Origin of the sequence: Streptacidiphilus sp. BW17 (assembly GCF_041262485.1) — a bacterium.
GTDB lineage: Bacteria > Actinomycetota > Actinomycetes > Streptomycetales > Streptomycetaceae > Streptacidiphilus.
Genome location: NZ_JBGCCR010000032.1, coordinates 71,442 through 95,598, shown reverse-complemented (window position 1 = coordinate 95,598; position 24,157 = coordinate 71,442). Strand labels below are relative to the sequence as shown.

The 24,157-nt window shown below is 72.4% G+C and carries 20 protein-coding genes and 1 tRNA gene; 9 read left to right on the top strand and 12 right to left on the bottom strand.

All coding sequences use genetic code 11. From position 1 onward, the window contains the following. The coding region (locus ABH940_RS29755) for a hypothetical protein (protein WP_370071668.1) at positions 1-114 on the bottom strand (114 nt) is incomplete at its 3' end. A gap of 55 nt (positions 115-169) precedes the next feature. Beyond that, positions 170-1,711 carry a histidine ammonia-lyase gene (hutH, locus tag ABH940_RS29750; protein WP_370071665.1) on the bottom strand — a complete coding sequence of 514 codons (1,542 nt, stop codon included), beginning with the start codon at positions 1,709-1,711 and terminating at the stop codon, positions 170-172. Positions 1,712-1,861: 150 nt separating this feature from the next. Here hutH and ABH940_RS29745 point away from each other — a divergent pair, with 150 nt between their 5' ends. The 3 genes from ABH940_RS29745 (at position 1,862) to ABH940_RS29735 (ending at position 6,397) form a co-directional block, all read left to right on the top strand. Beyond that, the gene (locus tag ABH940_RS29745; protein WP_370071664.1) at positions 1,862-2,623 is read left to right on the top strand and encodes an IclR family transcriptional regulator; all 762 of its coding nucleotides are present in this window, start codon (positions 1,862-1,864) and stop codon (positions 2,621-2,623) included. 110 nt (positions 2,624-2,733) lie between these two features. Then, entirely contained in the window at positions 2,734-5,472 is a 2,739-nt protein-coding gene (locus ABH940_RS29740; RefSeq protein ID WP_370071663.1) for a beta-eliminating lyase-related protein, read from the top strand. A gap of 115 nt (positions 5,473-5,587) precedes the next feature. Continuing rightward, positions 5,588-6,397, top strand: coding sequence for a class I SAM-dependent methyltransferase (locus tag ABH940_RS29735; RefSeq protein WP_370106677.1), 810 nt, complete (start codon positions 5,588-5,590; stop codon positions 6,395-6,397). A gap of 18 nt (positions 6,398-6,415) precedes the next feature. Here ABH940_RS29735 and ABH940_RS29730 read toward each other — a convergent pair whose 3' ends face one another. Further along, positions 6,416-7,093, bottom strand: coding sequence for an SGNH/GDSL hydrolase family protein (locus ABH940_RS29730; protein ID WP_370071656.1), 678 nt, complete (start codon positions 7,091-7,093; stop codon positions 6,416-6,418). A 209-nt stretch (positions 7,094-7,302) separates the two neighbouring features. On the opposite strand from ABH940_RS29730, the gene ABH940_RS29725 reads away from it, so the two are divergent. Both ABH940_RS29725 and ABH940_RS29720 read left to right on the top strand, forming a co-directional pair. Next, the gene (locus tag ABH940_RS29725; RefSeq protein ID WP_370071655.1) at positions 7,303-7,905 is read left to right on the top strand and encodes a TIGR03086 family metal-binding protein; all 603 of its coding nucleotides are present in this window, start codon (positions 7,303-7,305) and stop codon (positions 7,903-7,905) included. 244 nt (positions 7,906-8,149) lie between these two features. After that, positions 8,150-9,001, top strand: a complete 852-nt coding sequence (locus tag ABH940_RS29720) for a SigB/SigF/SigG family RNA polymerase sigma factor (protein ID WP_370071654.1) — start codon at positions 8,150-8,152, stop codon at positions 8,999-9,001. Positions 9,002-9,025: 24 nt separating this feature from the next. On the opposite strand, the gene ABH940_RS29715 is transcribed toward ABH940_RS29720, so the two are convergent. The 3 genes from ABH940_RS29715 to ABH940_RS29705 are packed head-to-tail and all read right to left on the bottom strand — an operon-like array spanning position 9,026 to position 10,153. Beyond that, the gene (locus tag ABH940_RS29715) at positions 9,026-9,457 is read right to left on the bottom strand and encodes an ATP-binding protein (protein WP_370106676.1); all 432 of its coding nucleotides are present in this window, start codon (positions 9,455-9,457) and stop codon (positions 9,026-9,028) included. A 59-nt stretch (positions 9,458-9,516) separates the two neighbouring features. Next, positions 9,517-9,912, bottom strand: coding sequence for an STAS domain-containing protein (locus ABH940_RS29710; protein WP_370106675.1), 396 nt, complete (start codon positions 9,910-9,912; stop codon positions 9,517-9,519). A 55-nt stretch (positions 9,913-9,967) separates the two neighbouring features. Further along, positions 9,968-10,153 (bottom strand): hypothetical protein, encoded by a 186-nt coding sequence (locus ABH940_RS29705; RefSeq protein ID WP_370071651.1) that lies wholly within the window; start codon positions 10,151-10,153, stop codon positions 9,968-9,970. Between the two features lie 233 nt (positions 10,154-10,386). On the opposite strand from ABH940_RS29705, the gene ABH940_RS29700 reads away from it, so the two are divergent. Further along, positions 10,387-13,926, top strand: a complete 3,540-nt coding sequence (locus tag ABH940_RS29700; protein ID WP_370106674.1) for a HAMP domain-containing protein — start codon at positions 10,387-10,389, stop codon at positions 13,924-13,926. Positions 13,927-14,009: 83 nt separating this feature from the next. On the opposite strand, the gene ABH940_RS29695 is transcribed toward ABH940_RS29700, so the two are convergent. From ABH940_RS29695 to ABH940_RS29675, 5 genes are all read right to left on the bottom strand, one after another. Then, the gene (locus tag ABH940_RS29695) at positions 14,010-16,328 is read right to left on the bottom strand and encodes a SpoIIE family protein phosphatase (RefSeq protein ID WP_370106673.1); all 2,319 of its coding nucleotides are present in this window, start codon (positions 16,326-16,328) and stop codon (positions 14,010-14,012) included. 372 nt (positions 16,329-16,700) lie between these two features. Then, on the bottom strand, positions 16,701-17,477 hold the full coding sequence (locus tag ABH940_RS29690; protein WP_370071648.1) for an alpha/beta fold hydrolase: 777 nt from the start codon (positions 17,475-17,477) through the stop codon (positions 16,701-16,703). A gap of 36 nt (positions 17,478-17,513) precedes the next feature. Continuing rightward, complete coding sequence (locus tag ABH940_RS29685; protein ID WP_370071667.1) at positions 17,514-18,179, bottom strand: LuxR C-terminal-related transcriptional regulator; 666 nt, start codon at positions 18,177-18,179, stop codon at positions 17,514-17,516. A 5-nt stretch (positions 18,180-18,184) separates the two neighbouring features. Then, positions 18,185-19,789, bottom strand: coding sequence for a sensor histidine kinase (locus ABH940_RS29680; protein WP_370106671.1), 1,605 nt, complete (start codon positions 19,787-19,789; stop codon positions 18,185-18,187). A gap of 203 nt (positions 19,790-19,992) precedes the next feature. Continuing rightward, the gene (locus ABH940_RS29675) at positions 19,993-20,406 is read right to left on the bottom strand and encodes a (2Fe-2S) ferredoxin domain-containing protein (protein WP_370071646.1); all 414 of its coding nucleotides are present in this window, start codon (positions 20,404-20,406) and stop codon (positions 19,993-19,995) included. Positions 20,407-20,519: 113 nt separating this feature from the next. Between ABH940_RS29675 and ABH940_RS29670 the strand changes: the two genes are divergently transcribed. Both ABH940_RS29670 and ABH940_RS29665 read left to right on the top strand, forming a co-directional pair. Continuing rightward, positions 20,520-21,371, top strand: a complete 852-nt coding sequence (locus tag ABH940_RS29670; protein ID WP_370106670.1) for a helical backbone metal receptor — start codon at positions 20,520-20,522, stop codon at positions 21,369-21,371. Positions 21,372-21,442: 71 nt separating this feature from the next. Next, positions 21,443-21,516, top strand: a tRNA-Met gene (locus ABH940_RS29665). A 48-nt stretch (positions 21,517-21,564) separates the two neighbouring features. Here the strand turns inward: ABH940_RS29665 and ABH940_RS29660 are convergent. Continuing rightward, positions 21,565-22,764, bottom strand: a complete 1,200-nt coding sequence (locus ABH940_RS29660) for a glycosyltransferase (protein ID WP_370106669.1) — start codon at positions 22,762-22,764, stop codon at positions 21,565-21,567. Between the two features lie 311 nt (positions 22,765-23,075). On the opposite strand from ABH940_RS29660, the gene ABH940_RS29655 reads away from it, so the two are divergent. Further along, entirely contained in the window at positions 23,076-23,540 is a 465-nt protein-coding gene (locus ABH940_RS29655; RefSeq protein ID WP_370071643.1) for a GreA/GreB family elongation factor, read from the top strand. Positions 23,541-24,157 lie beyond the last annotated feature (617 nt).

Here is a 24,157-nt window from a genome sequence, read left to right as displayed (position 1 = left end):
AACCTCCGGATCCAGATTGTTGTTCAACATCCGCAGGGCGGCCTCCTGCTGCCAACCCAAAGTGCTGAGCCCCGTACCACGTGCGGCACGGACCGGCTCGGTGCGAATCGTCATGTCGAAGTCCTTTGGTGCTGTGGGAAAGCGTGGGGGAAAGAGCGGCGGGAGAGCCTCAGTGCAGGCGGCCGGTGACAGACTCGGCGGCGGCCAGCGCGCGGCCGTCGGCGACGTACTGGACGGCGGCCTCGATCTCGGGGGCGAGGTAGCGGTCGGTGCCGGGGCCCTCGACGTGCTCGCGCAGACCGGCGCGGACGGCCGCGGTGGCCGGGGCCGGGCTGAGCGGGGCACGCAGGTCCAGCGCGCGGGCGGCGGTGAGCAGCTCGATCGCCAGGACGCGGGTCAGACCGTCGACGGCGCGGCGCAGCTTGCGGGCGGCGGACCAGCCCATGGAGACGTGGTCCTCCTGCATCGCCGAGGAGGGGATGGAGTCCACCGACGCGGGCGCGGCCAGGCGCTTGAGCTCGGAGACGATCGCGGCCTGGGTGTACTGGGCGATCATGTGGCCGGAGTCCACACCCGGGTCGTCGGCGAGGAACGCGTTCAGGCCGTGGCTGCGGGCGACGTCGAGCATCCGGTCGGTGCGGCGCTCGGCGACGGAGGCGATATCGGCGACCGAGATCGCGAGGAAGTCGAGCACACAGGCGACCGGCGCGCCGTGGAAGTTGCCGTTGGACTCGACCCGGCCGTCACGGGTGACGACGGGGTTGTCGACGGCGCTGGCGAGCTCGCGGTCGGCGACGGTCTCGGCGTGGTCGAGGGTGTCGCGGGCGGCGCCGTGCACCTGCGGCGAGCAGCGCAGCGAGTAGGCGTCCTGGACGCGGGTGCAGTTGGCGGGGTCGCGGTGGCTGGCGACGATCTCCGAATCGGCGAGCACCGCGCGCAGGTTGTGGGCGCTGGCGGCCTGGCCGGGGTGCGGGCGCAGGGCCTGCAGGTCGGCGGCGAAGACGGCGTCGGTGCCGAGCTGGGCCTCGACGCTCATCGCGGCGGTGATGTCCGCGGTGGCGAGCAGGCGGCGCAGGTCGTGGGCGGCGAGGACGAGCTGGCCGAGCATGCCGTCGGTGCCGTTGATGAGGGCGAGGCCCTCCTTCTCCTTGAGCACCACCGGGGTGATGCCCGCGGCGGCCAGCGCCTCGCCGGCCGGGAGCAGCGTGCCGTCGACGTCGCGGACCTCGCCCTCGCCCATGACGGCGAGCGCGCAGTGGGCCAGCGGGGCCAGGTCGCCGGAGCAGCCGAGCGAGCCGTACTCGCGCACGACCGGGGTGATCCCGGCGTTGAGCAGGTCGGCGTAGGCCTGGGCGGTGGTCAGCCGGACGCCGGTGCGGCCGGTGGCGAGCGTGGAGAGACGCAGCAGCATCAGCGCGCGGACGACCTCGCGCTCGACCTCGGCGCCGGAACCGGCGGCGTGCGAGCGGACCAGGCTGCGCTGGAGCTGCGCCCGCAGCTCGTGCGGGATGTGACGGGTCGCCAGCGCGCCGAAGCCGGTGGAGACGCCGTAATGGGGCGTGACGTCGTCGGCGAGGTCCTCGATGACCTTACGGCTGCGGGTGATCTCCTCCTGGGCCTCCAGGGAGATCTCGACAGCGGCCCCGAGACGGGCGACGGACACGACTTCGTCGGCGGAGAGCGGGCCGACCCCGACAAGCACCTTGTTCATGGCATCTATGAAGCACCAGGTCACAAGGGGTTCACCAGAGGTTTCCCCGGGCTTGTGTCTGGGATCCCAGACATTGGGCCGTGCAGTCGTCTGGGATACCAGACGCTGCCGGCGGGCGGGAACCAGGGCCCCGCGGGTTACCCTCCGGGCATGTCCATCGTGCCCGCGGCGGCCCAGGTGCTGGCCGTCCTCAGGTATCTCGCCCGCCAGGCGGCACCGGTCCCGGCCGCCGCCATCAGCCGCGACGTCGGCCTGCCGCGGTCGACCACCTACCACCTGCTCGACACGCTCACCGCGGACGGCTTCGTCGTCCACCTGCCGGAGGAACGGCGCTACGGCCTGGGCGTCAGCGCCTTCGAGCTCGGCTCCGGCTACTCCCGGCAGGCCCCGTTCCAGCGCCTCGCCCGGGTGCCGCTGGCCCGACTGGTCGACCGCACCGGCCACAACGCCCACCTGGCCGTGCTGCACGGACGGGAGGTCCTCTATCTGATCGAGGAGCGCGCTCCGGGACGCGCACCGCTGGTCACCGAGGTGGGCGTGCGGCTTCCGGCGCAGCTGACCGCGAGCGGCCGGGCGATGCTGGCACTGCTGCCGAACGCGCAGCTACGGGCGCTCTTCCCGGACGCGACGGCGTTCGTGCAGCGGACCGAGGTGGGCGGGCCGCGCTCGCTGACGGCGCTGCGCACCCGACTGGTCGAGGTGCGCCGCATCGGCTTCGCCACCGAGGACGGCGAGGTCACCCTCGGCTTCTCCTCCGTCGCCGCGGCGGTGACCGACCGCACCGGCCACCCGGTCGCGGGGGTGGCGATCACCTACGAGAGCAGCTCCGTCGACACCGCCCAGCAGGAGCAGTTGGCCGCGGAAGTGACCCGGACGGCACGGGAGCTCTCTCGAAGGGTGGGCGGCCGTTGACGCCTGCGTGAGTGGACTTATACATTCCACCCACCTGTGAATAGGTTGATGCAGACGGTACGACCGGCCCCTCCCTCGCGACCGGCTCCGCCTGCCGAAGGGAACCTGAGATGGACGCCCACGCCGAGCCGCCCGCTTTCGCCACCACGACCGAGGCGGTGGACGAGAACGTGTACAACAGCGTCCACCGCCTGCGCGCCGACGCCTGGGCCTCCCTGGAGGAGGCCGCGCGCCGCCTGGCCACCCTGCCGCGCACGAGCGAGGCCCGCACCGATCTCGACGCCCGCGTCGAGGAGCTGCTCGACCTGCTCGGCCCGATCGAGAGCTGCTGGTCCTCCCCCGGCACCGTCGTCCTCGGCGAACTCCGCGCACTCCACCGGGCAGGCGAGGAAGGGAAACTGACGGAACGTCTGGCCGAGGTCCGGCGCGCCCGCAGCCCCTACGAGACCGACGCCTCGAATACGCCCGACGACGCGACCGAGGCCACTGTGGGCGCCGAACCGGCCCGTCCGGTCTTCGAGGTACTGGTCGTCGACGAGTTGACGCCGGCCGAGGAGCGGTCGCTCCGCGCCCGACTGCATGCGCTGCGGCGGCCCGGCGACGAGTTCGCCTACGAGCTGGTCGTGGTGGACAGCTTCGAGGACGCGGTCATCACCTCGCTGGTCAACGTGCGACTCCAAGCCGTGGTGATCGGCCGCCGCTTCGCCGGGCGCTCCCGGCACGACCTGCGTCTGCTGCGCCGGTTCTTCACCGGGACCGCCGACGACGACAGCGACGGCAACCGCGGCGACGAGCAGTCCTTCGACCGCAGGGTGCGCCGCCTCGGCTCCCGACTCTCGTCGATCCGCCCGGAGTTGGACCTCTACCTGCTGGCCGACGGCTCCGTCGAGGTGCTGGCCGGGTTGGTGGACGGCCGCTTCGCCCGCGTCTTCCACGCCCGTGACGGGCTGCTGGAGCTGCACCTGTCGATCCTCGAAGGCGTCGGCCGCCGCTACCGCGCGCCGTTCTTCTCCGCGCTGGAGGCGTACAGCCGCCGTCCCACCGGCGTCTTCCACGCGCTGCCGATCTCGCGCGGCTCCTCGGTCGCCGGATCGCCATGGCTGCCGGAGATGACCCGCTTCTACGGCATGAACACCTTCCTTGCCGAGACCTCGGCGACCTCGGGCGGGCTGGACTCGCTGCTCGACCCGACCGGACCGCTGCGCGAGGCGCAGGAGTTGGCCGCGAAGACCTTCGGCGCACAGCAGACCTACTTCGTCACCAACGGCACGTCCACGGCCAACAAGATCGTGGTGCAGGCGCTGGTCCGGCCCGGCGACATCGTCCTGGTGGACCGCAACTGCCACAAGTCCCACCACTACGGGCTGGTCCTGGCCGGGGCCCATGTCGTCTACCTCGACTCGTACCCGCTGGACGAATACGGGATGTACGGGGCGGTACCCGTCGAGGAGATCAAGCGCAAGCTGCTGGAGTTCCGCGCGGCCGGCACGCTGCACCGGGTTCGGCTGCTGATGCTGACCAACTGCACCTTCGACGGCGTGGTCTACCACCCGGCCCGGGTCATGGAGGAGTGCCTCGCACTCCACCCCGAGCTGGCCTTCCTGTGGGACGAGGCGTGGTTCGCCTTCGCCCGGTTCCACCCCGTCTACCGCCCGCGCACCGCCATGGCCGCCGCCGGGACGCTGCGCGAGCGCTTCCGCGATCCCGAGTACCGGGCGCGGTACGCCGAGCAGCAGCGCGAGCTGGGTGAGAACCCGGACGACGCAGCGCTGCTGACGCACCGTCTGCTCCCGGACCCGGCGCGGGCCCGGGTCCGCGTCTACGCCACGCAGTCGACCCACAAGACGCTGACCTCGCTGCGCCAGGGCTCGATGATCCATGTCCACGACCAGGACTTCCACCGGCGCGCCGCGGAGACCTTCCGCGAGGCGTACATGACGCACACGTCCACGTCACCCAGCTACCAGATCCTCGCCTCGCTCGACCTGGGCCGCAGGCAGGCCGCGCTGGAGGGCTTCGGCCTGGTCCGCAAGCAGGTCGAGCAGGCGGGGCTGCTGCGCGACGCCATCGAGGAACACCCGCTGCTCCGCCGCTACCTGCACTTCCTCACCACGCCCGAACTGATCCCGGACCACTACCGCACCTCCGGCATCGACCAGCCGCTGCGCGCCGGGCAGGCGGCGATGGCCCGCGCCTGGGCGGAGGACGAGTTCGTGCTCGACCCCACCCGCGCCACGCTCTCGATCGGAGCCACCGGCATCGACGGGGACACCTTCAAGCACGAGCACCTGATGAACCGTCACGGCGTGCAGATCAACAAGACCACCCGCAACACGCTGCTCTTCATGACCAACATCGGGACCACCCGCAGCACGGTCGCCTACCTGATCGAGACCCTGGTCCGCCTGGTCCGGGGCCTGGAGGACGACGCCGACGCCCGCAGCCCGCGCGAGCAGGCGGCACACCGCCGCCGGGTGGCCCAACTGACCACACAATCCGTCCCGTTGCCGGACTTCAGCGCCTTCCACCCCGCGTTCCGCCCGGGCGGCGCGACCCCGGAGGGCGACATGCGCGCCGCCTTCTACCTCGCCTACGACGACACCCTCTGCGAGTACCTCACCTCCAACGAGGCCAACGCCGCCCTGGCCGCGGGCCGCGACCTGGTCTCCGCCACCTTCGTCACCCCGTACCCGCCGGGCTTCCCGGTCCTGGTCCCCGGCCAGACGGTCACCCCGGAGGTCCTCGCCTCCATGTCGGCGCTCGACACCCGCGAGATCCACGGCTACCAACCGGACCAGGGCTACCGGGTCTTCACCGAGGAGGCCCTCAAGGCCCGCTCCGGCTCCTGATCGTGGGGCACGCGCTGCCGAACGCGTGATGTCGGGAGCGGGTCAAGCGTCCAGTCTCGAGACCTGTGGGGGATGTCGACGCCTTCGGGCAGATCGAGTTCAGTAGCGTGGCCACATGACCACCTTCGACGAGTACGAGCGCCGCACCTGGGCGGGACAAGCCGAGGCCTTCGCGGCGAGCCGGGCGAGGCTGTGTGCGTACCCGATCCCGCAGTTGCTCGACGCCGCGGCGGTGGGTGAGGGCGTCCGCGTTCTCGACGTGGGCTGCGGCACCGGGACGGTGACGGCCGCCGCCGCGCAGCGCGGCGCGAAGGTGACAGCGGTCGACGCCGAGCCCAGCATGGTGGCGCTCACCGTGCGGACCGCGCCGGACGCCGAGGTGCTGGCAGCCGTGCTGCCGGAACTCCCCTTCGAGGACGGCGCTTTCGACGCCGCCGTCGGCAACTTCGTACTCAACCATGTGGGCAGGCCCAGGGAGACACTCGTGGAGTTGCGCCGCGTGGTCCGCCCCGGCGGACGGATCGCGCTCACGATCTGGGCGGAACCGGCCCCCGCCGGGCAGTCGCTGCTGCACCGGACGGTCGAGGCGGCGGGCGTGCCCCGGCCTGCGCACCTTCCTCCGGTCGCCGCCGCGGACGCGTTCCCGCACACCGCGGACGGCCTCACCGGCCTGCTGGCCACGGCCGGTCTGGACGACTCGACATGCGGGACGCTGCGCTGGGACCACCACGCCACGGCAGCGGAATGGTGGAGCGGCGGACCCGCCTCCGGGGTCGCCTACGTCGGGCAGCTGTACCTGAGCCAGCCGGACGACGTCCGGGCGCGCATGAAGCGTCAGTTCGACGTGCTCGCCGCAGAGTTGCTCGGCCAGGACGGTCGACTCATCCTCCCTCATGCCGCGTTGCTGGCTTCTGCCCAGCGCTGAGCCTGCACCCAAGGCCTGTTACAGCGGCGAGAGTTCGCCCAGACCCAAGGCGCGCAGGGTGAGGTTGGCCATCTCCAGATGGCCGACCGGGTTCGGGTGGGCCGGGTTGTCGAGCCACGGGATCGGGTCGGCGTCCTGGAAACGCGCCCGCCAGTGCGCCTCGTGGTCGACCAGCAGGGCGCCCGTCTCGGCCGCGATCTCGCGCACCGCCTGGCAGTAGGCCGGTTGTTCACCGCGGGCGCCACGGCCCGCCAGGCTCACCAGCACCGGGGTGTGCACCACGACCTGCACGCCCGCGCACTCGTTCCGACTCCTGGCGATGATCGCGTGCATCGCCTCCCGGAACTCGTCAAGCCCGGCCAGACCCGCCCGCGCGTCGTTGGTGCCGAGGGAGATCGACAGCACGTCCGGCCGGAACCGGCCGATCAGGTGCTCGAAGGAGCCGAGGACATCGGGGGCTCGCCACCCGGAGACGCCGGTGTTGACCACGATGTCGGTCAGCCGGTCGAGCTGCCAGCGGATCCGCTCGTGCAGGTGCTCCACCCAGCCGCGTTCGCCGTGGGTGTGGAGCACGGCCTGGGTGATGCTGTCCCCGGCCATCACCCAGGTCATGGGCTCGCTGGAAAGCCTGATCACGTCGTCCTCCCCGATGATGCCTACGCCGGCGGGGTGCACCGCCGGAAGGGAGTTGATCATAGCCAGGGCCACCGACCCGCGACACGCGCAAGCAGGACACCTGATGCCAGCCTCTGGCATCCGGCGCGAGCTGATGGCGACCTGGACACCCTGCGCGCCGGGGCAGTGGCCTCCGATGCCTGGCCGGAGCTGCGACGTGTGAAGTCCGCTGGACCGGGCACTCTCCCAGTCCGGGTGCAAGCCCGGAGAGGTAGTCGAGGAGTGACGACATGGTCACCTACGGTCGGCGGACAAGGGCGCTCGCCCAGCAGTCACTTGCCCAGCAGTACAGCGCGGCACTGGACCACTTCGGGCAGTTGGTCCGCCGGGTGGAAGTCCAGCAGTGGAGACTGCCCACGCCGTGCCCGCTGTGGACGGTCCGCGGTCTGGTCAACCACGTGACGGTCGAGCAGTTGTGGGTGACGCCGCTGCTGGCCGGCACTCCGGCGACCGCTGTGGGCGGCCGGTTCGAGGGCGACCTGCTCGGGGACGACCCGGTGCTGGCCTGGAAGCAGGCCGCGGCGGAGGCCGAGGAGGCCGTCCATGCCGACGGCGCGCTGGAGCGCACGGTCCGGCTCTGGCAGGGCCCGGCCCTCGCCGCGCATCTCTGCAGCCAGCTGGCCATGGACATCGTCGTGCACTCGTGGGACCTGGCCCGCGCGATCGGCGCGGAGGAGCAAATCCCGAGCGGCCTCGTCGCCTTCGCGCTGCACGAGGTCTCCGAGTACCCGGACCGGCTGGCCGAGTCGGGCCTGTTCGACAGCCCCCGCGCGGTCCCGCCCGGCTCGGACGCGCAGACCCTCCTGCTTGCCCTGACCGGCCGGGAGGCGTGACCGGCCGGGAGGCGTGACCGCGCCGAAGGCGAGTAGCTGCGTGTCGGCGGCAACCGTGCGTGCAAGAGACCCGAGCCGAGTGGAGTCAGGCGCTGGGAGCAGTCGGAAGGCGCCCGCTCGCTTGGTGACCGAGACGGGTAAATGTCCCAGGCAACGGGTAAATGTCCGAGTGGGCCCGTCGGAGCCGGGCGGGCCTGCACGCCGCCGTCGGGACGGCGCGTCCGCCACCCGAGGATCCCCGTCCATGCCCGCTTCTCCGTCATCCTCGCCGTCACGCTGGCCGACGGCCGGTGCCGAGCCGGTCCCCGGCCGACTTCCGTCACCACACGTCGTGGACACCGAGGACGCCCGTTCCCTCTCCCGTGAGCTGTTCCGACGCCTGCGCGAACTCGACGAGGGCACCGCGGACTACTCGTACGTACGCAACACGCTGGTCGAGCTGAACCTCGCGCTGGTCCGCTACGCGGTCGCGCAGTTCCGCCACCGCAACGAGCCCACCGAGGACCTGCTGCAGGTCGGCATCGTGGGCCTGATCAAGGCGATCAACCGCTTCGACCCCGCTCGCCACGTCGAGTTCTCCACCTTCGCGCTGCCCACCATCAGCGGCGAGCTCAAGCGTTTCTTCCGGGACACCACCTGGTCGGTACGGGTGCCGCGCCGGCTGCAGGAACTTCGGCTCAGTCTGGCCAGGGCCCGTGACGAGCTCTCCCAGGAGCTCGAACGCCAGCCCACCGACGCGGAGTTGGCCGAACACCTGCACATCAGCGAGGCGGAGGTCGCCGAGGGCGTGGTGGTGAGCAACGCCTATGTCGCCGGCAGCCTCGAAGCGCCCGACCGCGAGGAGTTCGAGGGCCTCCAGAGCCGCCGGACCAGCTATCTCGACCGAGGCCTGGAAGGCGTCGAGAACCTGGAGAGCCTCAAGCCCCTGATCGCCGCGCTTCCGGAACGGGAGCGCACGGTGCTGGCACTCCGGTTCACCGCGGAGCTGTCGCAGGCGGAGATCGGGGAACGGCTCGGCATCTCGCAGATGCACGTGTCGCGCATCCTGTCGCGCACGCTCAAGGGCCTCCGTGAGGCCCTGCTCGCCGACGAGTGAGCGTCGCGCCCGCTGCCTCAGCCCTCAGGCGCGGTCGATCTCGAACCAGACCGCCTTGCCCTCCGGCCGGGTCTCGCTGCCCCAGTTCCGCGCGAGCCGTTCGACGACCCGCAGGCCGTGGCCGCCGGGACGCGCCGGAACGGCGAGCGGTCGCAGGGTCGGCGGCTCGGAACTGGGATCGAGGACCTCGATCCGGAGCCCGGCGTGTCCGCAGCCGGAGACCGCCAGTTCACGCGGGCCCCCGGCGTGCAGACAGGCGTTGGTGACCAGTTCGGAGGTCATCAGCAGCACGTCCTCGACCACGGCGAGCTGATCCTCGCCGGGATCGTCGAGCCATCCGCGCGAGGCCAGGCTGGCCTGGACGAAGTCACGGCACCGGCCGACCACGCCCGTCACGTCCACCAGCACCAGCCGGTCCACCGGCGACTCGTCGGTCGTACCGCGCGTGTGCTCCACCGCGCTCCTCCCTTCGCTCTCGGTCCGCTGCCCTTCGCTCTCGGTCCGCTGCCCTGCGCTCAGTCCCCTTCCGCCGTCCGGGCCTCGGCGAGGGAGGCGAAGCGCGGGAAGAGCGTCGCCGCTCCGGTGATCTCGAAGACCCGGGCCACCCGCGGGGTCATCCCGACCAGCGCGATGATGCCATCACGTGCCTGGGCCCTGGACCGGGCGTCGAGCAGGAGGTTGATCCCGGTCGAGTCGCAGAAGTCCAGGCCCGAGCAGTCCACCAGGATCCGGGCTGCGCCGGCGTCCTCGCAACGCTTGAACGCCTCCCGCAACACCGGGGCCGAGTCGTGGTCGAGCTCTCCGGTCAGTCGGAGCACACTCTCGCCCTGCTGCACCGGGCTTCCGCTCGGCCGCGAGGTCGCGGTCACCGTGAACCGCCCACCGGCGGTACCACCAGACTCCAAGGTCATCGTCTCCCGATCTCCCCTTCTCCCGATCTCGTGTCTCCCGATCTCGTGGTCGTGCTCACACGCCCGCGCCGCCGTTGCCCTCCTGATGCCGACGATGCAACGACGGCAGATGCACGCGGCGCGGTGGCCGCATCGTGCGTAGTGCCTGTTCGAGCTTCTCGTCCTCGCGCAGCTCCTGCTCGATGTCGGTGAGTGCCCGTCGCTCACGCCAGGACAGAGCCGGTCCGTGCCGTGCCTCCACGAGGCGCCTCCTCACTGTCCGTGGTTGTCAGCCAGCGTCTGCCCACCCTGTGCCCCGCTATGCATCACAAGACACCCTTGCGGTTGTTGCAGGCGGCTTCGCCCAGGTCCGGACGGGTTCGCCCGGACGGCTGCGGCCGGGGAGCGCTCGTGGAACGATGAAGGGAGCCAAGCGATCTCGCCCAGGCCGGCCGAACCGAACGGCTGGCCGGACGACCTGCGGAGAGGCCGGACATGGACACTCCCCCGCCGCCCGCTCCCGATCTGCCGTACCCCCCGAACGGCCCCAACTCCAGCCACCCGGGCTCCAGCCACCCCGGCTCGAACCGCCCAGTCCCGGCGCGAACCGACCCGAACCGCCCGGACGAGCGGAGCCAGGAGGGCCTGCGGCAGCTGCTGGCGGGCCTGACCGCGGTGCGCGACGGCGACTTCTCGGCCCGGCTGTCCCCCGGCACGGACGGGCTGCTGGCCGAGATCGCCCTGGTCTTCAACGGGATGCTGGACCAACTGACCCTGGTCACCTACGAGGTGACCAGGGTCGCCCAGGAGGTCGGCGGCCAGGGGCGGCTCGGCGGGCAGGCACAGGTGCCCGGCCTGCGCGGGGTCTGGCAGGAGCTCACCGACTCCGTCAACGGGATGGCCCGGAACCTCACCGACCAGGTGCGCAACATCGCCCAGGTCACCACGGCCGTGGCCAAGGGCGACCTGACGCAGAAGATCGAGGTCGACGCGCTCGGTGAGATCCTCGCGCTGAAGAACACCGTCAACACCATGGTCGACCAGCTCTCCGCCTTCGCCGACGAGGTCACCCGCGTCGCCCGCGAGGTAGGCACCGAGGGACGGCTCGGCGGGCAGGCGCGCGTCCCCGGCGTGGCCGGGACCTGGCGGGACCTGACCGACAACGTCAACTCCATGGCGGGCAACCTGACCACCCAGGTGCGGGCCATCGCCCAGGTGGCGGGCGCGGTCGCCGGCGGCGACCTGACCCAGAAGATCTCCGTGGACGCGCGCGGCGAGATCCTGGAGCTCAAGACCACCATCAACACCATGGTCGACCAGCTCTCCGCCTTCGCCGACGAGGTCACCCGCGTCGCCCGCGAGGTGGGCACCGAGGGCAAACTGGGCGGTCAGGCCACGGTCCGCGGCGTGGCCGGGACGTGGAAGGACCTGACCGACAACGTCAACGTGATGGCGTCCAACCTGACCCATCAGGTCCGGTCGATCGCCCAGGTCGCGCAGGCGGTCGAACGCGGCGACCTGTCCCGGAAGATCTCCGTCGAGGCGAGCGGCGAGGTCGCCGGGCTGGCCGAGGCGATCAACACCATGGTGGACATGCTCTCCGCCTTCGCCGACGAGGTCACCCGCGTCGCCGGCGAGGTGGGCACCGAGGGCGTCCTGGGCGGCCAGGCCCGCGTCCCCAACGTCGCCGGGACCTGGAAGGACCTGACCGAGAACGTCAACTCCATGGCCACCAACCTGACCAACCAGGTCCGCAACATCGCCCAGGTGACCACGGCGGTCGCCAAGGGCGACCTGACCCGCAAGATCGACGTCGACGCGCGCGGCGAGATCCTGGAGCTCAAGACCACGATCAACACCATGGTCGACCAGCTCTCCGCCTTCGCCGACGAGGTCACCCGCGTGGCCCGAGAAGTCGGCACCGAGGGACGGCTCGGCGGCCAGGCCGAGGTCGAGGGCGTCTCCGGAACCTGGAAGCGGCTGACCGAGAACGTCAACGAGCTGGCCGGGAACCTGACCCGGCAGGTCCGCGCGATCGCCGAGGTCACCAGCGCCGTGGCGGAGGGCGACCTGACCCGCTCGATCACCGTCGAGGCGCCGGGCGAGGTCGGCGACCTGAAGGACAACATCAACGCCATGGTCGAGTCGCTGCGCGAGACCACCCGCACCAACCAGGAGCAGGACTGGCTCAAGACCAACCTGGCCCGGATCTCCGCTCTGATCCAGGGTCCGCGCAGCCTGACCGCCGTGGCCGAGCTGGTGCTGGACGAGCTGACCCCCCTGGTCGGCGCGCAGTTCGGGGCCTTCTACCTGGCCCAGGACGGACCGGACGGGCCGCTGCTGGTCCGGGTGGGTTCCTACGGCGCGCCCAGCGGACAGTCCGACAGTTTCCGTCTGGGCGAGTCCCTGGTGGGCCAGTGCGCCCGCAGGCGCCGCACGCTGCTGATCGAGGACCTGCCGACCGGCTACCTCTCCATCTCCTCCGGCGCGGGCAGCGCGGCCCCCGCCTCGCTGATCCTGCTGCCGATCGTGATGGAGGACCAGCTGCTGGGCGTCGTCGAACTCGCCTCGCTGCGGCCGTTCTCGCAGGTCGACCGGGACTTCCTGTCGATGGTGACCGAGGCGCTCGGCGTCAACGTCAGCTCGCTGGTGGCCAACACCCGTACCGACGAGCTGCTCACCGAGTCGCGTCGGCTCACCGCCGAACTGCAGGAGCGGCAGCAGGAGTTGCAGCGCTCCAACGCCGAACTGCAGGAGAAGGCGGCGTTGCTGGCCGACCGCAACTCCGACATCGAGACCAAGAACCTGGAGATCGAGCAGGCCCGGCAGGAGTTGGAGGAACGGGCGCACCAGCTGTCGATGGCGTCGATGTACAAGTCGGAGTTCCTGGCCAACATGAGCCACGAACTACGAACCCCGCTCAACAGCCTGCTGGTGCTGGCCCAGCTGCTGGCACAGAACCCGGGGAGCACCCTGACGGACAAACAGGTCGGCTACGCCACCGTGATCCACTCGGCGGGGTCGGACCTGCTGGAGCTGATCAACGACATCCTCGACCTGTCCAAGGTCGAGGCGGGCAAGCTCGACGTGAGCCCGGAACCCTTCGCGCTGCGACCGCTGCTGGACTCGTTGGAGACCATCTTCCGTCCGCTCACCGCCGAGAAGGCGCTGGAGTTCCGCGTCAGCACCGGTCCGGACCTGCCGGAGCAGCTGGTGACCGACGAGCAGCGGCTGCGGCAGATCCTGCGCAACCTGCTCTCCAACGGGGTCAAGTTCACCGAGACCGGCAGCGTCGAACTGCGCGTCGAGATGGCGGCGCCGGACGCGCTGCCGGACGAACTGCCCGGTGGGCAGCGGGTGGTGGCCTTCCGGGTGGAGGACACCGGGATCGGGATCGCCGAGGAGCACCTGGACAGCATCTTCGGGGCCTTCCAGCAGGCCGACGGCACGACCAGCCGCCGCTACGGCGGCACCGGCCTCGGTCTGTCGATCAGCCGTCAGATCGCCCGCCTGCTCGGCGGGATGATCCACGCGGAGAGCACGCCGGGCCAGGGCAGCAGCTTCACGCTGCTGCTGCCGGTCCGCTCGCCGAAGACCGCGCCTCCGCCGCAGCCGGTCCCCGCGCCCGCGCCGACGACGCGCGGGCCACGGCTCGGAGACGAGCTGGAGGGCCGGACGGCGCTGGTGGTGGACGACGACGAGCGCAACGTCTTCGCCCTGTCCGGCCTGCTGGAGCTGCACGGCGCCACCATCGTTCACGCCCGCGACGGACAGGAGGGCTTCGACGTGCTGCAGGCCCGCAGCGACATCGACGTGGTGCTGATGGACCTGATGATGCCCGGCCTGGACGGCTATGCGGCCACCGAGCTGATCCGGTCCATGCCCCGGTTCGTGGACCTGCCCATCATCGCGGTCACCGCCAAGGCCCTCCCGGGCGACCGCGACGACATCCTCGGCGCGGGAGCGACCGACTACGTCGTCAAGCCCGTCGACGCGAACGACCTGCTCGACCGGGTCCGCCGCCATCTGCGCTGACACTCAGCCCATCCGACAGCCGATCTGACGATCTGTCACTCAATGGACCTGACGATCTGTCACTCAATCGACCTGACGAGCCGTCAACTCAGCCGGACCAGCACCAGGCTGGCGTCGTCGTCGGTGTCGCCGACCGCCGCGGCCAGCAGCGCGTCCGCCTGGGCGTCGAGGTCACCGTCCACCTCCAGCTGCTCGACCACGCGGCAGAGCAGCGCGAGCGCGTCGTCCAGGGAGGAGTGCCGCCGCTCGATCAGCCCGTCGGTGAAGAGCAGCAGCAGATCGCCCCGGCGCAGCTCGCACTGCGACTCGGCGTAGCGGGTGTCCGCCACCGCGCCGAGCAGCAGGTTGGGCTCCGCCTCCAGCAGCCGCGCCCGGCCCTCCCGCAGCAGCAGCGCGGGCAAGTGGCCGGCGCTGGTCCAGTGCAGCAGCCGGTCCGCCGGGTCGAAGTGGCCGCAGACGGCCGTGGCCGTCGGACGGCCGGAGGTACGCAGCGTCACCTCGTTGAGCCAGTGCATCAACTCACCCGGCTCGCCGCCCGAAACCGCCAGCCCGCGCAGCGCGTTGCGCAACGCCACCATCCCGGTCGCCGCCTCGATGCCGTGACCGGCGACGTCGCCGACCGCGATCATCACCCGGCCGTCGGGCAGGCCCAGCATGTCGTACCAGTCGCCGCCGACCCGGTACTCCTCGGCCGCGGGCCGGTAGCGGGCCACGACCTGGAGGCCGGGCAGCCCGCCGAGGTCCGGCTGCTCGGGCACGATCGCCTGCTGCAGTTGGAGGGCGAGCCGGTGCCGCAGCGCGGCCTGGGCCTGCACGGAGCCGAGCGCGTCGAAGGTCGCGGCGAGCGCCTCCTCCGTCTGGTACTGCAGCGACACGTCCTGGAAGAACCCGGTCAGACCGGTCAACGTGCCGTGGGTGACCAGCGGTTCGGCGATCAGGCGGACGTGCCGGACGCCACCGTCCGGACGCGGGATCCGCAACACGCCGCTGACGCCGTCCAGGCGAGCGGTCAACGTCTCCAGCATTCCGGCGAGTTCGGGCCGGTCCTCGGCCACCAGCAGGTTGGCCAGCTGCTCCAGCGGGAAAGGCTCGGCGTCGGCGGGCAGTCCGAGGCACGGGGCGACCAGTTCGCTCCACTGGGTCACCCCGCGCGCCGTGTCGTCCTCGAACGCGGCCAGCGAGCCGAGCCGTCCCGCCCGCTTCAGCACGGTGAAGCTGTGGTCCCGGTTCTCGGTGTGCCAGAAGACCATGCAGCGCTCGGCCGAGACGGCCAGGACGCGGACGTTGAGCATCGGCGCGCTGTTCGGCCGCCGGACCTGCGGCAACCGGTCCACGCGCTGGACGGCGCCGTTCCGGTAGGCGTCGGCCACCATGGCAGCCAGCTCCTCAGCGGCGGCCGGCAGGACGTGGCTGAGCGGCCTGCCCACCGGCCTCGGCACGCCGCTGCTCAGCCGGTACGCGGCGGCGTTGAGGTACTCGACGAACACCGCCGACGCTCCGCCCGAACCCGAACCCGAACCCGGACCCGACGCCCGGCCGCGCCGCAGCGTCATCGCCGGTTCCGCCAGCAGGTCCAGCGCCGAGGCCAGCACCGGAAGCGATCCGCCCGGGTCCGCGTCCTGCTCGCCCCGCGCGAGCACCCGGGCGAGCACCTCCACCAGGCCGAGGACCCGGCGGCGCAGGCCCGGATCCAGCTCCCTGGGCCCCTTCCAGGCGACCAGGACGACGCCCACCGAGCGGCCCTCGTGGCGCAGCGGCAGCAGGGCGCGCGCGGACGTCCGGTCCTGGCCGGGGAGTTCGTGCGGGTCCAGGACGCCGACCGGCAGCCACAGCGGAGTGTCGTCGTCGAGCGCCTGCTGGGGCTTGGCCCGCCACTGCGGCGGGATCTGCCCCCACTGCGCCCGCACCAGCGGCGGGAACCCGGCGGAACCGACCAGCCGCAGACAGTCGCCGGCGGTGCGACGCCACAGCAGCAGTCCGCGCACGCCCAGCGGGTGCAGCTCACCGAGCACGGTCGCGGCCAGCTCGTCCAGGTCGGCGTCCGCCTCCCCCGCGCTGGCGATCCGGCGGCGCGCCCGGGGCTCCGGCAGCGCCGGAGCGTGGCTCCCCGGCTCTCCCGGCGCCACGACCTCCGCCCCGCAGGCGGCGTTGACGATGTCGGCGGCCAGGTCCGCGATCGACAGACCGGCCCCGACCGCGAGCCGCCGCAGCGCCTCCCCGGCGACCGCGGGCTCCACGCCCTGCTGCGCCACCAGGACTCCGGTGGCGAGGTCCAGCAGCCGTCGCCCCTCCGTCCGCGCCAGCTCGGCCGCCAGGTCCAGGTAGGCCGACGCCGTTCCGGCCGTGGCCTCGCCGCTGCCGTCGCGCAATTCGCCGTCCCGTAGCTCGCCGTCCCGTGCCATCAAGCCTCCTCCGCGCCGCGTACGGGTCCGCCCTCCCAGTCTGCGCGTTCGCCCGGCGGGGCGTCCCCCGCCACCGGCACTTCCGGCATTACGTGTGGGAAAGAGTCGCCGGAAGCAAAAGATCCCTGTCCGACCTGTGAAGGTGTCAGGAAGTTGAGCGCGACACGTTTCCCGCGCCGAAATGCGGACAGACGCGGATGGGCGCTCCAGACAGGCGGTCTGCCCGCGAGCGGCCCGATGTCCGCGAGCGCCCACCAAACACGTCCGGCCTCCTCCGGCGCGACGGGCGCATCCGGCAGGCCCGGAGGAGGCACAGCACGATGACGGCGGAGCCCGAACACCGCGCACCGCGCCACGGTCCGCTCAGTCCGCTCAGTCCGCCAGGAACTCCACGAACGCGTCGGTGAGCTCCGGCGCCACCGCCGCGTCACCGTGGTCGCCGGGCACCTCGACCAGGCGGGCGCCGGGCAGGACAGCGACCAACTCGCGTGCCGAGACAGCCCGTTCGTCCTCGGACCCCACCACCACGAGCGACGGGACCCGGATCGCGGCGACCTGCTCCTCGGTCGAGTGCGCGATCGAGTCGAGCACGTGCAGCGTCGCGACCGGGTCCACCCCGCGCTCCCGCATGGCCGCCACGGCCTGCGCCTCCCGCGAGCCGGGCTCCCACGTGCCGGCGGCGGCCCCGGCGAAGAGCCGCTTCAGCCAGGCCCCCGCGCCGCCGCCGGTCCCGTTGACCTCGCGCATCCCCTGCCCGCCGATCACCGCCCGCCGCGGCGTCGCCCCGCGCACCAGCATCCGCACCGCGATCCGCGCGCCGAGCGAGTAGCCGCCGAGGTCGTAGCCACCGGCGTCGTAGGCGTCCAGCTTCAGGTGCTCGACCAGCGCGAGCGCGTCGGTGGTCAGCACGTCCGACGGGTACGCGGCGGCGTCCTGCGGCTTGGCGCTGTCGCCGTGGCCACGGAAGTCCGGCATGACCACCCGGTGCCCGCGCGCGGCGAGCCCGTCGACGATCCCGGTCCGGAACCACATCCCGGCATCCGCCGACATCCCGTGCAGCAGCACCACCGGCCGCCCCTCACCCACCTCCCGGTACGCGAGCTGCTGTCCGTCGGGCGCGGCGAAGAAGGAGGGCTGGGGCATCGTCATGCCAGGGACGCTACACGTGCTTCGGTTCGCACGCCCTCAGCCTCCCGGCTGCGCCATCAGGTAGGCGAGGACGGCCAGCACGCGGCGGTTGTCGTCCTCGGACGGAGGCAGGTCCAGCTTGGTGAAGATGCTGGTGCTGTGTTTCGACACGGCCTTCTCGCTGACGAAGAGCCGACCCGCGATCGCGCTGTTGGAACGGCCCTCGGCCATCAGCTCCAGCACCTGGCGCTCGCGCTCCGTGAGGCGGGCGAGCGTCTCGCCGTTGCCGCCCCGGCTGCGGCGGCCGAGCAGGCGGGTGACCACGGCGGGGTCCATCACCGTGCCGCCCGCCGCCACCGTCCGGATCGCGTCGACGAACTGGTCGTCACTGAAGACCCGGTCCTTGAGCAGGTAGCCCACCCCGCCCGCCTGGTCGGCGAGGAGTTCCTCGGCGTAGATCTGCTCCACGTACTGCGACAGCAGCAGGATCGGCAGCCCGGGGATCCGCTCCCGGGCCGTCAGCGCGGCGCGCAGGCCGTCGTCGGTGTGGGTGGGCGGCAGCCGGATGTCCACCACGGCGAGGTCCGGCCGGTGCTCCAACAGCGCGTCGAGCAGGCCCGGCGCGCTGTCGGTGGCCGCCACGACCTCGAACCCGCGTGCCGCGAGCAGCCGGACCAGTCCTTCGCGGAGCAAGAAGAGGTCCTCCGCGACGACGACGCGCAGGGCGGCTACCTGCACGGCACCTCCATCGCCACGATCGTCGGCCCGCCGGGCGGGCTGCTGACGGCAAGGATGCCATCGAAGGACGCCAACCGCCGCTCCACACCGGCCAGCCCGCTGCCCCGGGCGGGATCCGCGCCGCCGACGCCGTCGTCGGTGACCTCGATCCGCAGCAGCCCGTCCGTGCGGGCGACGCGAATCCGCAGGCTCCGCGCGTCGGCGTGCCGGACGGCGTTGGTCACCACCTCGGCGACGGCGAAGTAGCAGGCCGACTCCACTGGGGCATCGAGCCGTTCGGGCAAGTCGATCTCGGTGGTGCAGGGCAGCGGCAGGTCCAGCGCCAGCGCGCGGATCGCCTCGCCGAGGCCGCGGTCGGCCAGGACCGGCGGGTAGATGCCGCGGACCAGGCAGCGCAGCTCCGAAAGCGCCGCCGCCGACGCCTCGCGGGCCTCCACGACCAGCGCGGCGGCCTCGTCCGGGCGGTCGGCGATCAACTCCTCTGCCACGCGCAGGTTCATGCCGATCGCGATCAGCCGGCCCTGCGCGCCGTCGTGCAGGTCGCGCTCGATCCGGCGCAGTTCGGCCGCCGCCGAACTCACCGCCTGCGCCCGCGTGTCGGCCAGCTCACGCACCCGCGCGGCCAACGCGGGATCCGGCTCCTGCCCCAACAGCCGCCGGGCGTCCGGCAGTACGGTGCGCGGCAGCAGCCAGACCCCGAGGGCCAGCAGCAGTGCGCCCTGGATCGCGCCGACCACGGAGATGTTGTGGCCGAGACCGACCTGGACCGCCGGTCCCTGGCCCACCGGGTTGCCGACCCGCTGCAGCACCACCGCCGACCGGTTGAGCGCCCCCTCGACGACGGCGTACGCGCCGCTCGCCACCAGTCCCAGCGCCACCAGGTCGGCTGCCGCCCGCAGCCACCGCACCGGTGCGACGGCCGCGACGACCAACAGCGCCAGCCCGGCCGCCCAGCCGAGCACGGCGGGAACGGCGGAGACACCCGGCGCCGGTGCTCCCCACAGGTCCAGGCCCGCCAATCCGCCGACCATGACGACCACGGCTGGCAGCAGTACCGCCCAACGCCCGGACGACCGCACCGCCTCGTCGCCGCGCGCCCACCGCGCCAGGCCGTGCCCCGCCACGCCGCCGAGCACGAGCACGACCACCGCGCCGAGCAGCGCGTACTGCGGGCCTTCGACGTGCGTGGCCCAGTACGCACCGGTCATCGCCTCCCCCGCGACCACCGCCGTCACCGCGAGCACCCACGGCCTCGGTGCTGGTCCCTGCCCGGTGGACGGCAGCAGCGCGACGGTCAACAGGCCCGCCAGCAGCAGCCCGAAGGCGAGCGGCCCGGACGGGGTCAGGTCCGGCACCGTCGCCCAGTAGCCGGACGAGGCCCCGACCGCCCGCACGTCGACGACGAGCGCCGACGCCTCGCCGTACCCGGCCACGCCCACCAGCGCGGCGACCAGCGGCCAGCCGACCGGCCCGGCCCAGCGCGCCGCGAGCGGCACCCGCTCACGGCGAACCGCCAGCACCGCGCACACCGCCGTCAACGCCACGAACACGCTCAACACCCACGGCAGTTCGGTCACCACCGGAAACGGCCACATCTCGGTCCCTCGCTCCGTCGTCCCACCGGCCACGGATCGCGGCCTCAGGATCATGCTGCTGCGCGGGACGCGGTCGTCGCCATGGACCCGAACCTACTTCTGAGGTGGGGAAATGCCTACCTTCTGCGCCTCGTCCGCCCAGCCGCCGGGTTCACCGCCGCGACCGTCCCCTCACGGCGGGGAGGCCGCCCGAACCTCTCCGGTCACCCCTCCAGGGCCGCCCGCACCCGGCGCGAGGGCTGGAAGGCGTAGAGGTCGAGGATCGCGGGCGGATCGGCCAGCCCCGGACCGCCCTGCTCGACCCAGGCGGTGATGTCCGCCGTCGCGTCCAGGTCGTTCACCAGCCCGAGCCAGACCGGCCTGCCGCCCGCCCGACGACCTTCGGGCGAGGGCTGCACCACGATCACGTTGGCGTGCTCGCAGGCGTCCAGGCAGTCGACCGTCCTGAGCCCACCGATCCCCGCCAAGGACCGGCGCAGATCCGCCAGTTGGGCCGTGTGGTCGACGCGCGGGATCTTCGGCGTGCCACAGCAGCAGCCCCGGCAGACGGAGACCGTCGGGCTGCCCGGCGTCCCGTCGACGACGGGCCCCACGGCCTTGCGAGTACGTCGGCTCACCGGGCGGCCTCGGCAATCTGGGTGTCGTACGTGCAGGTCACCGGCGAAGTCTTGCAAACCCGCCCGACCGTCCGCTCCCCCGGGCCTCAGTTCGGCGCGGGTACGGTGGGCCCATGGCACCCGGAGAACCCGCACGGCGCACGGTCATTGACGACCAGGGGACGCCGCTCGTCCTCGCCCACAGCCCGATCCGCCGCGTCGTCTCGCTGGTGCCGTCGCTCACCGATGCGATCGCGGTCAGCGCCCCCGGCCTGTTGGTCGGCGCGACCGACTGGTGCAGCCATCCGGCCGGGCTGGACGTGGTCCGGATCGGCGGCACCAAGAACCCCGACACCACGCGGATCGCCGCTCTGCGCCCCGATCTGGTGGTGGCCAACGAGGAGGAGAACCGCGCCCCGGACCTGGAGGCGCTGCGCGCGGCCGGAATCCCCGTCTGGGTCACCGAGGTGCGCACCCTCGACCAGGCCTTCCGCTCGCTCGACCGCCTGCTGACCCTGCTGACGCTGCTGAACAAGGACTCCGGCCTACCGCGCCCGCAGTGGCTCGACGACGCCCGCCGCGCCTGGGCCGCCGTGACCCCGCTGCCCGGCCATCCGTCCGGCCGTCCCCGCCGCGCGGTGGTGCCGGTCTGGCGTCGGCCCTGGATGGTGGTCGGCCGGGACACCTTCGCCGGGGACCTGCTGCGCCGCCTCGGCGTCGAGCAGCTCTACGCGGACCACGACGAGCGCTATCCGGCGATCCCGATCGACCAGCTGCGCGCGTCCGGCGCCGACCTGGTCGTCCTGCCGGACGAGCCCTACCGGTTCACCGGGACCGACGGCCCGGAGGCGTTCCCCGGTCTGCCGGCAGCACTGGTGAGTGGCCGTCACCTCACCTGGTACGGACCGTCGTTGACCGAGGCAGCAACGCTGCTCCGGCAGCAGCTGCAGGCACCCCTGCCACCCCCGGTGCCTGAACAGGGCTGAGCCGGACCGACCCCCGGCCCGAAACCGATTCGTCGTTCGAGCCGGGTGTCTGTTAGCGTTGGGTTCACCGACGCGGGGTGGAGCAGCTCGGTAGCTCGCTGGGCTCATAACCCAGAGGTCGTAGGTTCAAATCCTGCCCCCGCTACTCCGTACGGAGGGCCCGGCCGATCAATCGGCCGGGCCCTCCGTCGTTCTACGCCACTTCTGCCGCCACTCCCACTGCTTCCACTGCTTCCACTGCCCGGCGCGGACGCCGCAGCCGCAGGCGGTCCAGGACCGCGCCGAAGGAGCGGCCGAAGGCCGGGTCGCAGAGGGCTCCCGCGCTGTGCCGGACCTCCCGGCCCTGACGCGCGAAGGCGGCCACCACCCGCGCGGCCTCGTAACCCGCCGGAAGCGCGGGCAGATGCACCCGGCCCCGCTCCGCCTGCGCGGCGAGCGCTTCGGCCAACTCCTCGGGCGTACGCGGCCAGGGCGCGATCCCGGCGGCGGCCAGCGTGGCCGCATTGGCCTGGCCGTGGCCCGGAATGACCTCGTAACTCACCGCCGGCAGGCCCGCGACCAGTGCCTCCGTCAACGACAGCCCGCCCGCGTTGTGCACCAGCACGTCCGCCGCACCCATCAACTGCGGGACGTCGTCCCGCCATCCGAGCGCGACCGTGCCCGGCTCGGCCGACACCTGGCGCAGCAGCCGCCCGTTCCGCCCGCAGAGCACCACCGGCACCGTCCGCTCCGCCGCGCGCACCGCGCGGACGCCGGCCACCACGTCCCCCAGCCCGAGCGAGCCGGTGACCATCAGCGCCATCCGGTGGTCGTCCGGCACGCCCAACTCGGCACGCAGCGCCCGACATTCCGCCGGGTCGGGCGTCCGCGCGAAGGCCTCGGGGGCCAACGGACCGGCCGCCGCCATCACGACGCCGTAGCGGGCGCTGCCCTCAGCGGCCGTCGCCTCGGTGACCGTCAGATGCGCGTCGAGCGCGGGATGCACCCAGAGACGGTGCGGCGCGGGGTCGGTGAGGTAGCAGACGGTCGGCGCGGTCAGCGTGCCGTCCTCCTTCAGTGCGCCCAACGTCTGTGCCGCGAACGGGAAAGTGGTGACCACGACGTCGTACCCCTGCCCGACCCACCCGGCCACGCCGGAGCGCGCCGCCGTGCAGACCCGCAGCGTGAGCCGCCGCGCGACCGAGTCGCGCTCACCGCACCGGAAGAACCAGTCGAAGACCGCCGGAAGATGACTGGCCGTCAGCGCGTAACCCTGACGCAGCACCAGTCGCTGGTGCCGGGGCAGCGCGTCGAGGAAGTCCTGACAGTCGGCCTCCATCCCCATCGCCTCGAGCCGCCGGATCAGCTCCGCCGCAGCCCCGTTGTGCCCCGCGCCGACACTGCCGGTGATCACGAGCGCCCGCAGCGCCCCTGCCGTCCGCCTGCCCTGCCGAGGCACCCTGCGAGGCGTCCGCCTCACCGACCCGAACGCGACCATGGAAACGGAACCTCCTGCGCAACTTCGCCGACGTCGGGCACGACGATGACGGGTTTGCGGCGGTTTTGGGGTGTCCAGCGGCCGACCACTCGCGCAACATTCGACGAAGCCCCGGCGTCACCGGCGCACACCGAAGTCGCGCTCCACCGGACAACCCGCGAAAATAGGGTCTTGTGAGGTTTTCCCTGTTTTTCTTCTCTCTGTTCCGCCACCCCTCAGGAGCAGGAATGAGCACCGAACCGGAGCCGATCAGCCCCGAGGCGCGTCGCGCGCTGGAGCAGGACCTCGCGGAGCTGCGCGCCGAGCGCGCGAAGATCGCGGCGACGCTGCGGGACGTGGACTCGACCGGCGACCGCGCCGACCAGGCCGACGAGCTGCAGCGGGCCACCGACGTCGCGCGGCTCGACGACCGGATCAAGGCGCTCGACCTGCGGCTGCGGCAGGCTGCCGTGGCCGGGCCACCGCCGACCGACGTGGTCGGGGTGGGGAGCACGGTCACCGTACGGTTCGACGATGAGAGCACCGAGACCGTGCAGATCGGCGCCGTCGCCGAGGAGCTGGAACGGACGCTGGTCACCGCCGACAGCCCCCTGGGGCACGCCCTCCTCGGGCACCACCCGGGCGACACCGTCGGTTACGACACGCCCGAGGGCCACGCGACCGCGACGGTCGTCGCCATCGCGGCGAGCTGAGCCACAGGCAGCCGCCGAGCCAGGCGGTCAGAGCCGCGAGCCAGGCGGTCAGAGCCGGTCGCTGTGCAGCCGCTCCGAGCTCCGCAGCTCCATGTACGGCTGCTGCCCGGCCGGTCCACCGACAGGACGGCGCAGTACGTCAGCGCCGCCGCATGGTCGCCGAGGGTGTCCTGCCGCAGCTCAGCGGGCACCCGGAGCAGCGCCTGCCGCCAGCCGGGCTCGTCGGGCCCAGCCGGGCTCGTCGGGCCGCTCCGCCTCTGCCGTGCTCATCGCAGGTCCGCCTTCTTCTCCCGAGGGAGGTCGTGATCGTCCGCGTCAGAGTAGCCCCGGTCCTGTCCCGGACCGGGGCTGGCAGACCATACAGGGGAAGTCAGGTGGCGGGACGGCGGCCGTGGTTGGCCCCGTGCTTGGCGCGCTGCTTCTTCTTCCGGCGGCGTTTCGACGACATGGCCACTCCTCTCGCAGACCTCGTCCTCACGGACCTCGCGCGGCATTCGTGCAACGCTCGCACAGCACTCGCGCAACACTTGCGCAACGCTCGGGCGGCGGACGACCGGCCCCTCGCTCCACGGTGCCACAGCACCGAGCGCCCGGCATGTCCGCGCGGAGGTGTACGC

What these genes read in the sequence shown, in the direction of transcription:
- hutH (WP_370071665.1), bottom strand. Translation starts at nt 1,711, where the DNA reads ATGAACAAGGTGCTTGTCGGGGTCGGCCCGCTCTCCGCCGACGAAGTC.
- ABH940_RS29745 (WP_370071664.1), top strand. Translation starts at nt 1,862, where the DNA reads ATGTCCATCGTGCCCGCGGCGGCCCAGGTGCTGGCCGTCCTCAGGTAT.
- ABH940_RS29740 (WP_370071663.1), top strand. Translation starts at nt 2,734, where the DNA reads ATGGACGCCCACGCCGAGCCGCCCGCTTTCGCCACCACGACCGAGGCG.
- ABH940_RS29735 (WP_370106677.1), top strand. Translation starts at nt 5,588, where the DNA reads ATGACCACCTTCGACGAGTACGAGCGCCGCACCTGGGCGGGACAAGCC.
- ABH940_RS29730 (WP_370071656.1), bottom strand. Translation starts at nt 7,093, where the DNA reads ATGATCAACTCCCTTCCGGCGGTGCACCCCGCCGGCGTAGGCATCATC.
- ABH940_RS29725 (WP_370071655.1), top strand. Translation starts at nt 7,303, where the DNA reads ATGGTCACCTACGGTCGGCGGACAAGGGCGCTCGCCCAGCAGTCACTT.
- ABH940_RS29720 (WP_370071654.1), top strand. Translation starts at nt 8,150, where the DNA reads ATGCCCGCTTCTCCGTCATCCTCGCCGTCACGCTGGCCGACGGCCGGT.
- ABH940_RS29710 (WP_370106675.1), bottom strand. Translation starts at nt 9,912, where the DNA reads ATGACCTTGGAGTCTGGTGGTACCGCCGGTGGGCGGTTCACGGTGACC.
- ABH940_RS29700 (WP_370106674.1), top strand. Translation starts at nt 10,387, where the DNA reads ATGGACACTCCCCCGCCGCCCGCTCCCGATCTGCCGTACCCCCCGAAC.
- ABH940_RS29695 (WP_370106673.1), bottom strand. Translation starts at nt 16,328, where the DNA reads ATGGCACGGGACGGCGAGCTACGGGACGGCGAATTGCGCGACGGCAGC.
- ABH940_RS29690 (WP_370071648.1), bottom strand. Translation starts at nt 17,477, where the DNA reads ATGACGATGCCCCAGCCCTCCTTCTTCGCCGCGCCCGACGGACAGCAG.
- ABH940_RS29680 (WP_370106671.1), bottom strand. Translation starts at nt 19,789, where the DNA reads ATGTGGCCGTTTCCGGTGGTGACCGAACTGCCGTGGGTGTTGAGCGTG.
- ABH940_RS29670 (WP_370106670.1), top strand. Translation starts at nt 20,520, where the DNA reads ATGGCACCCGGAGAACCCGCACGGCGCACGGTCATTGACGACCAGGGG.
- ABH940_RS29655 (WP_370071643.1), top strand. Translation starts at nt 23,076, where the DNA reads ATGAGCACCGAACCGGAGCCGATCAGCCCCGAGGCGCGTCGCGCGCTG.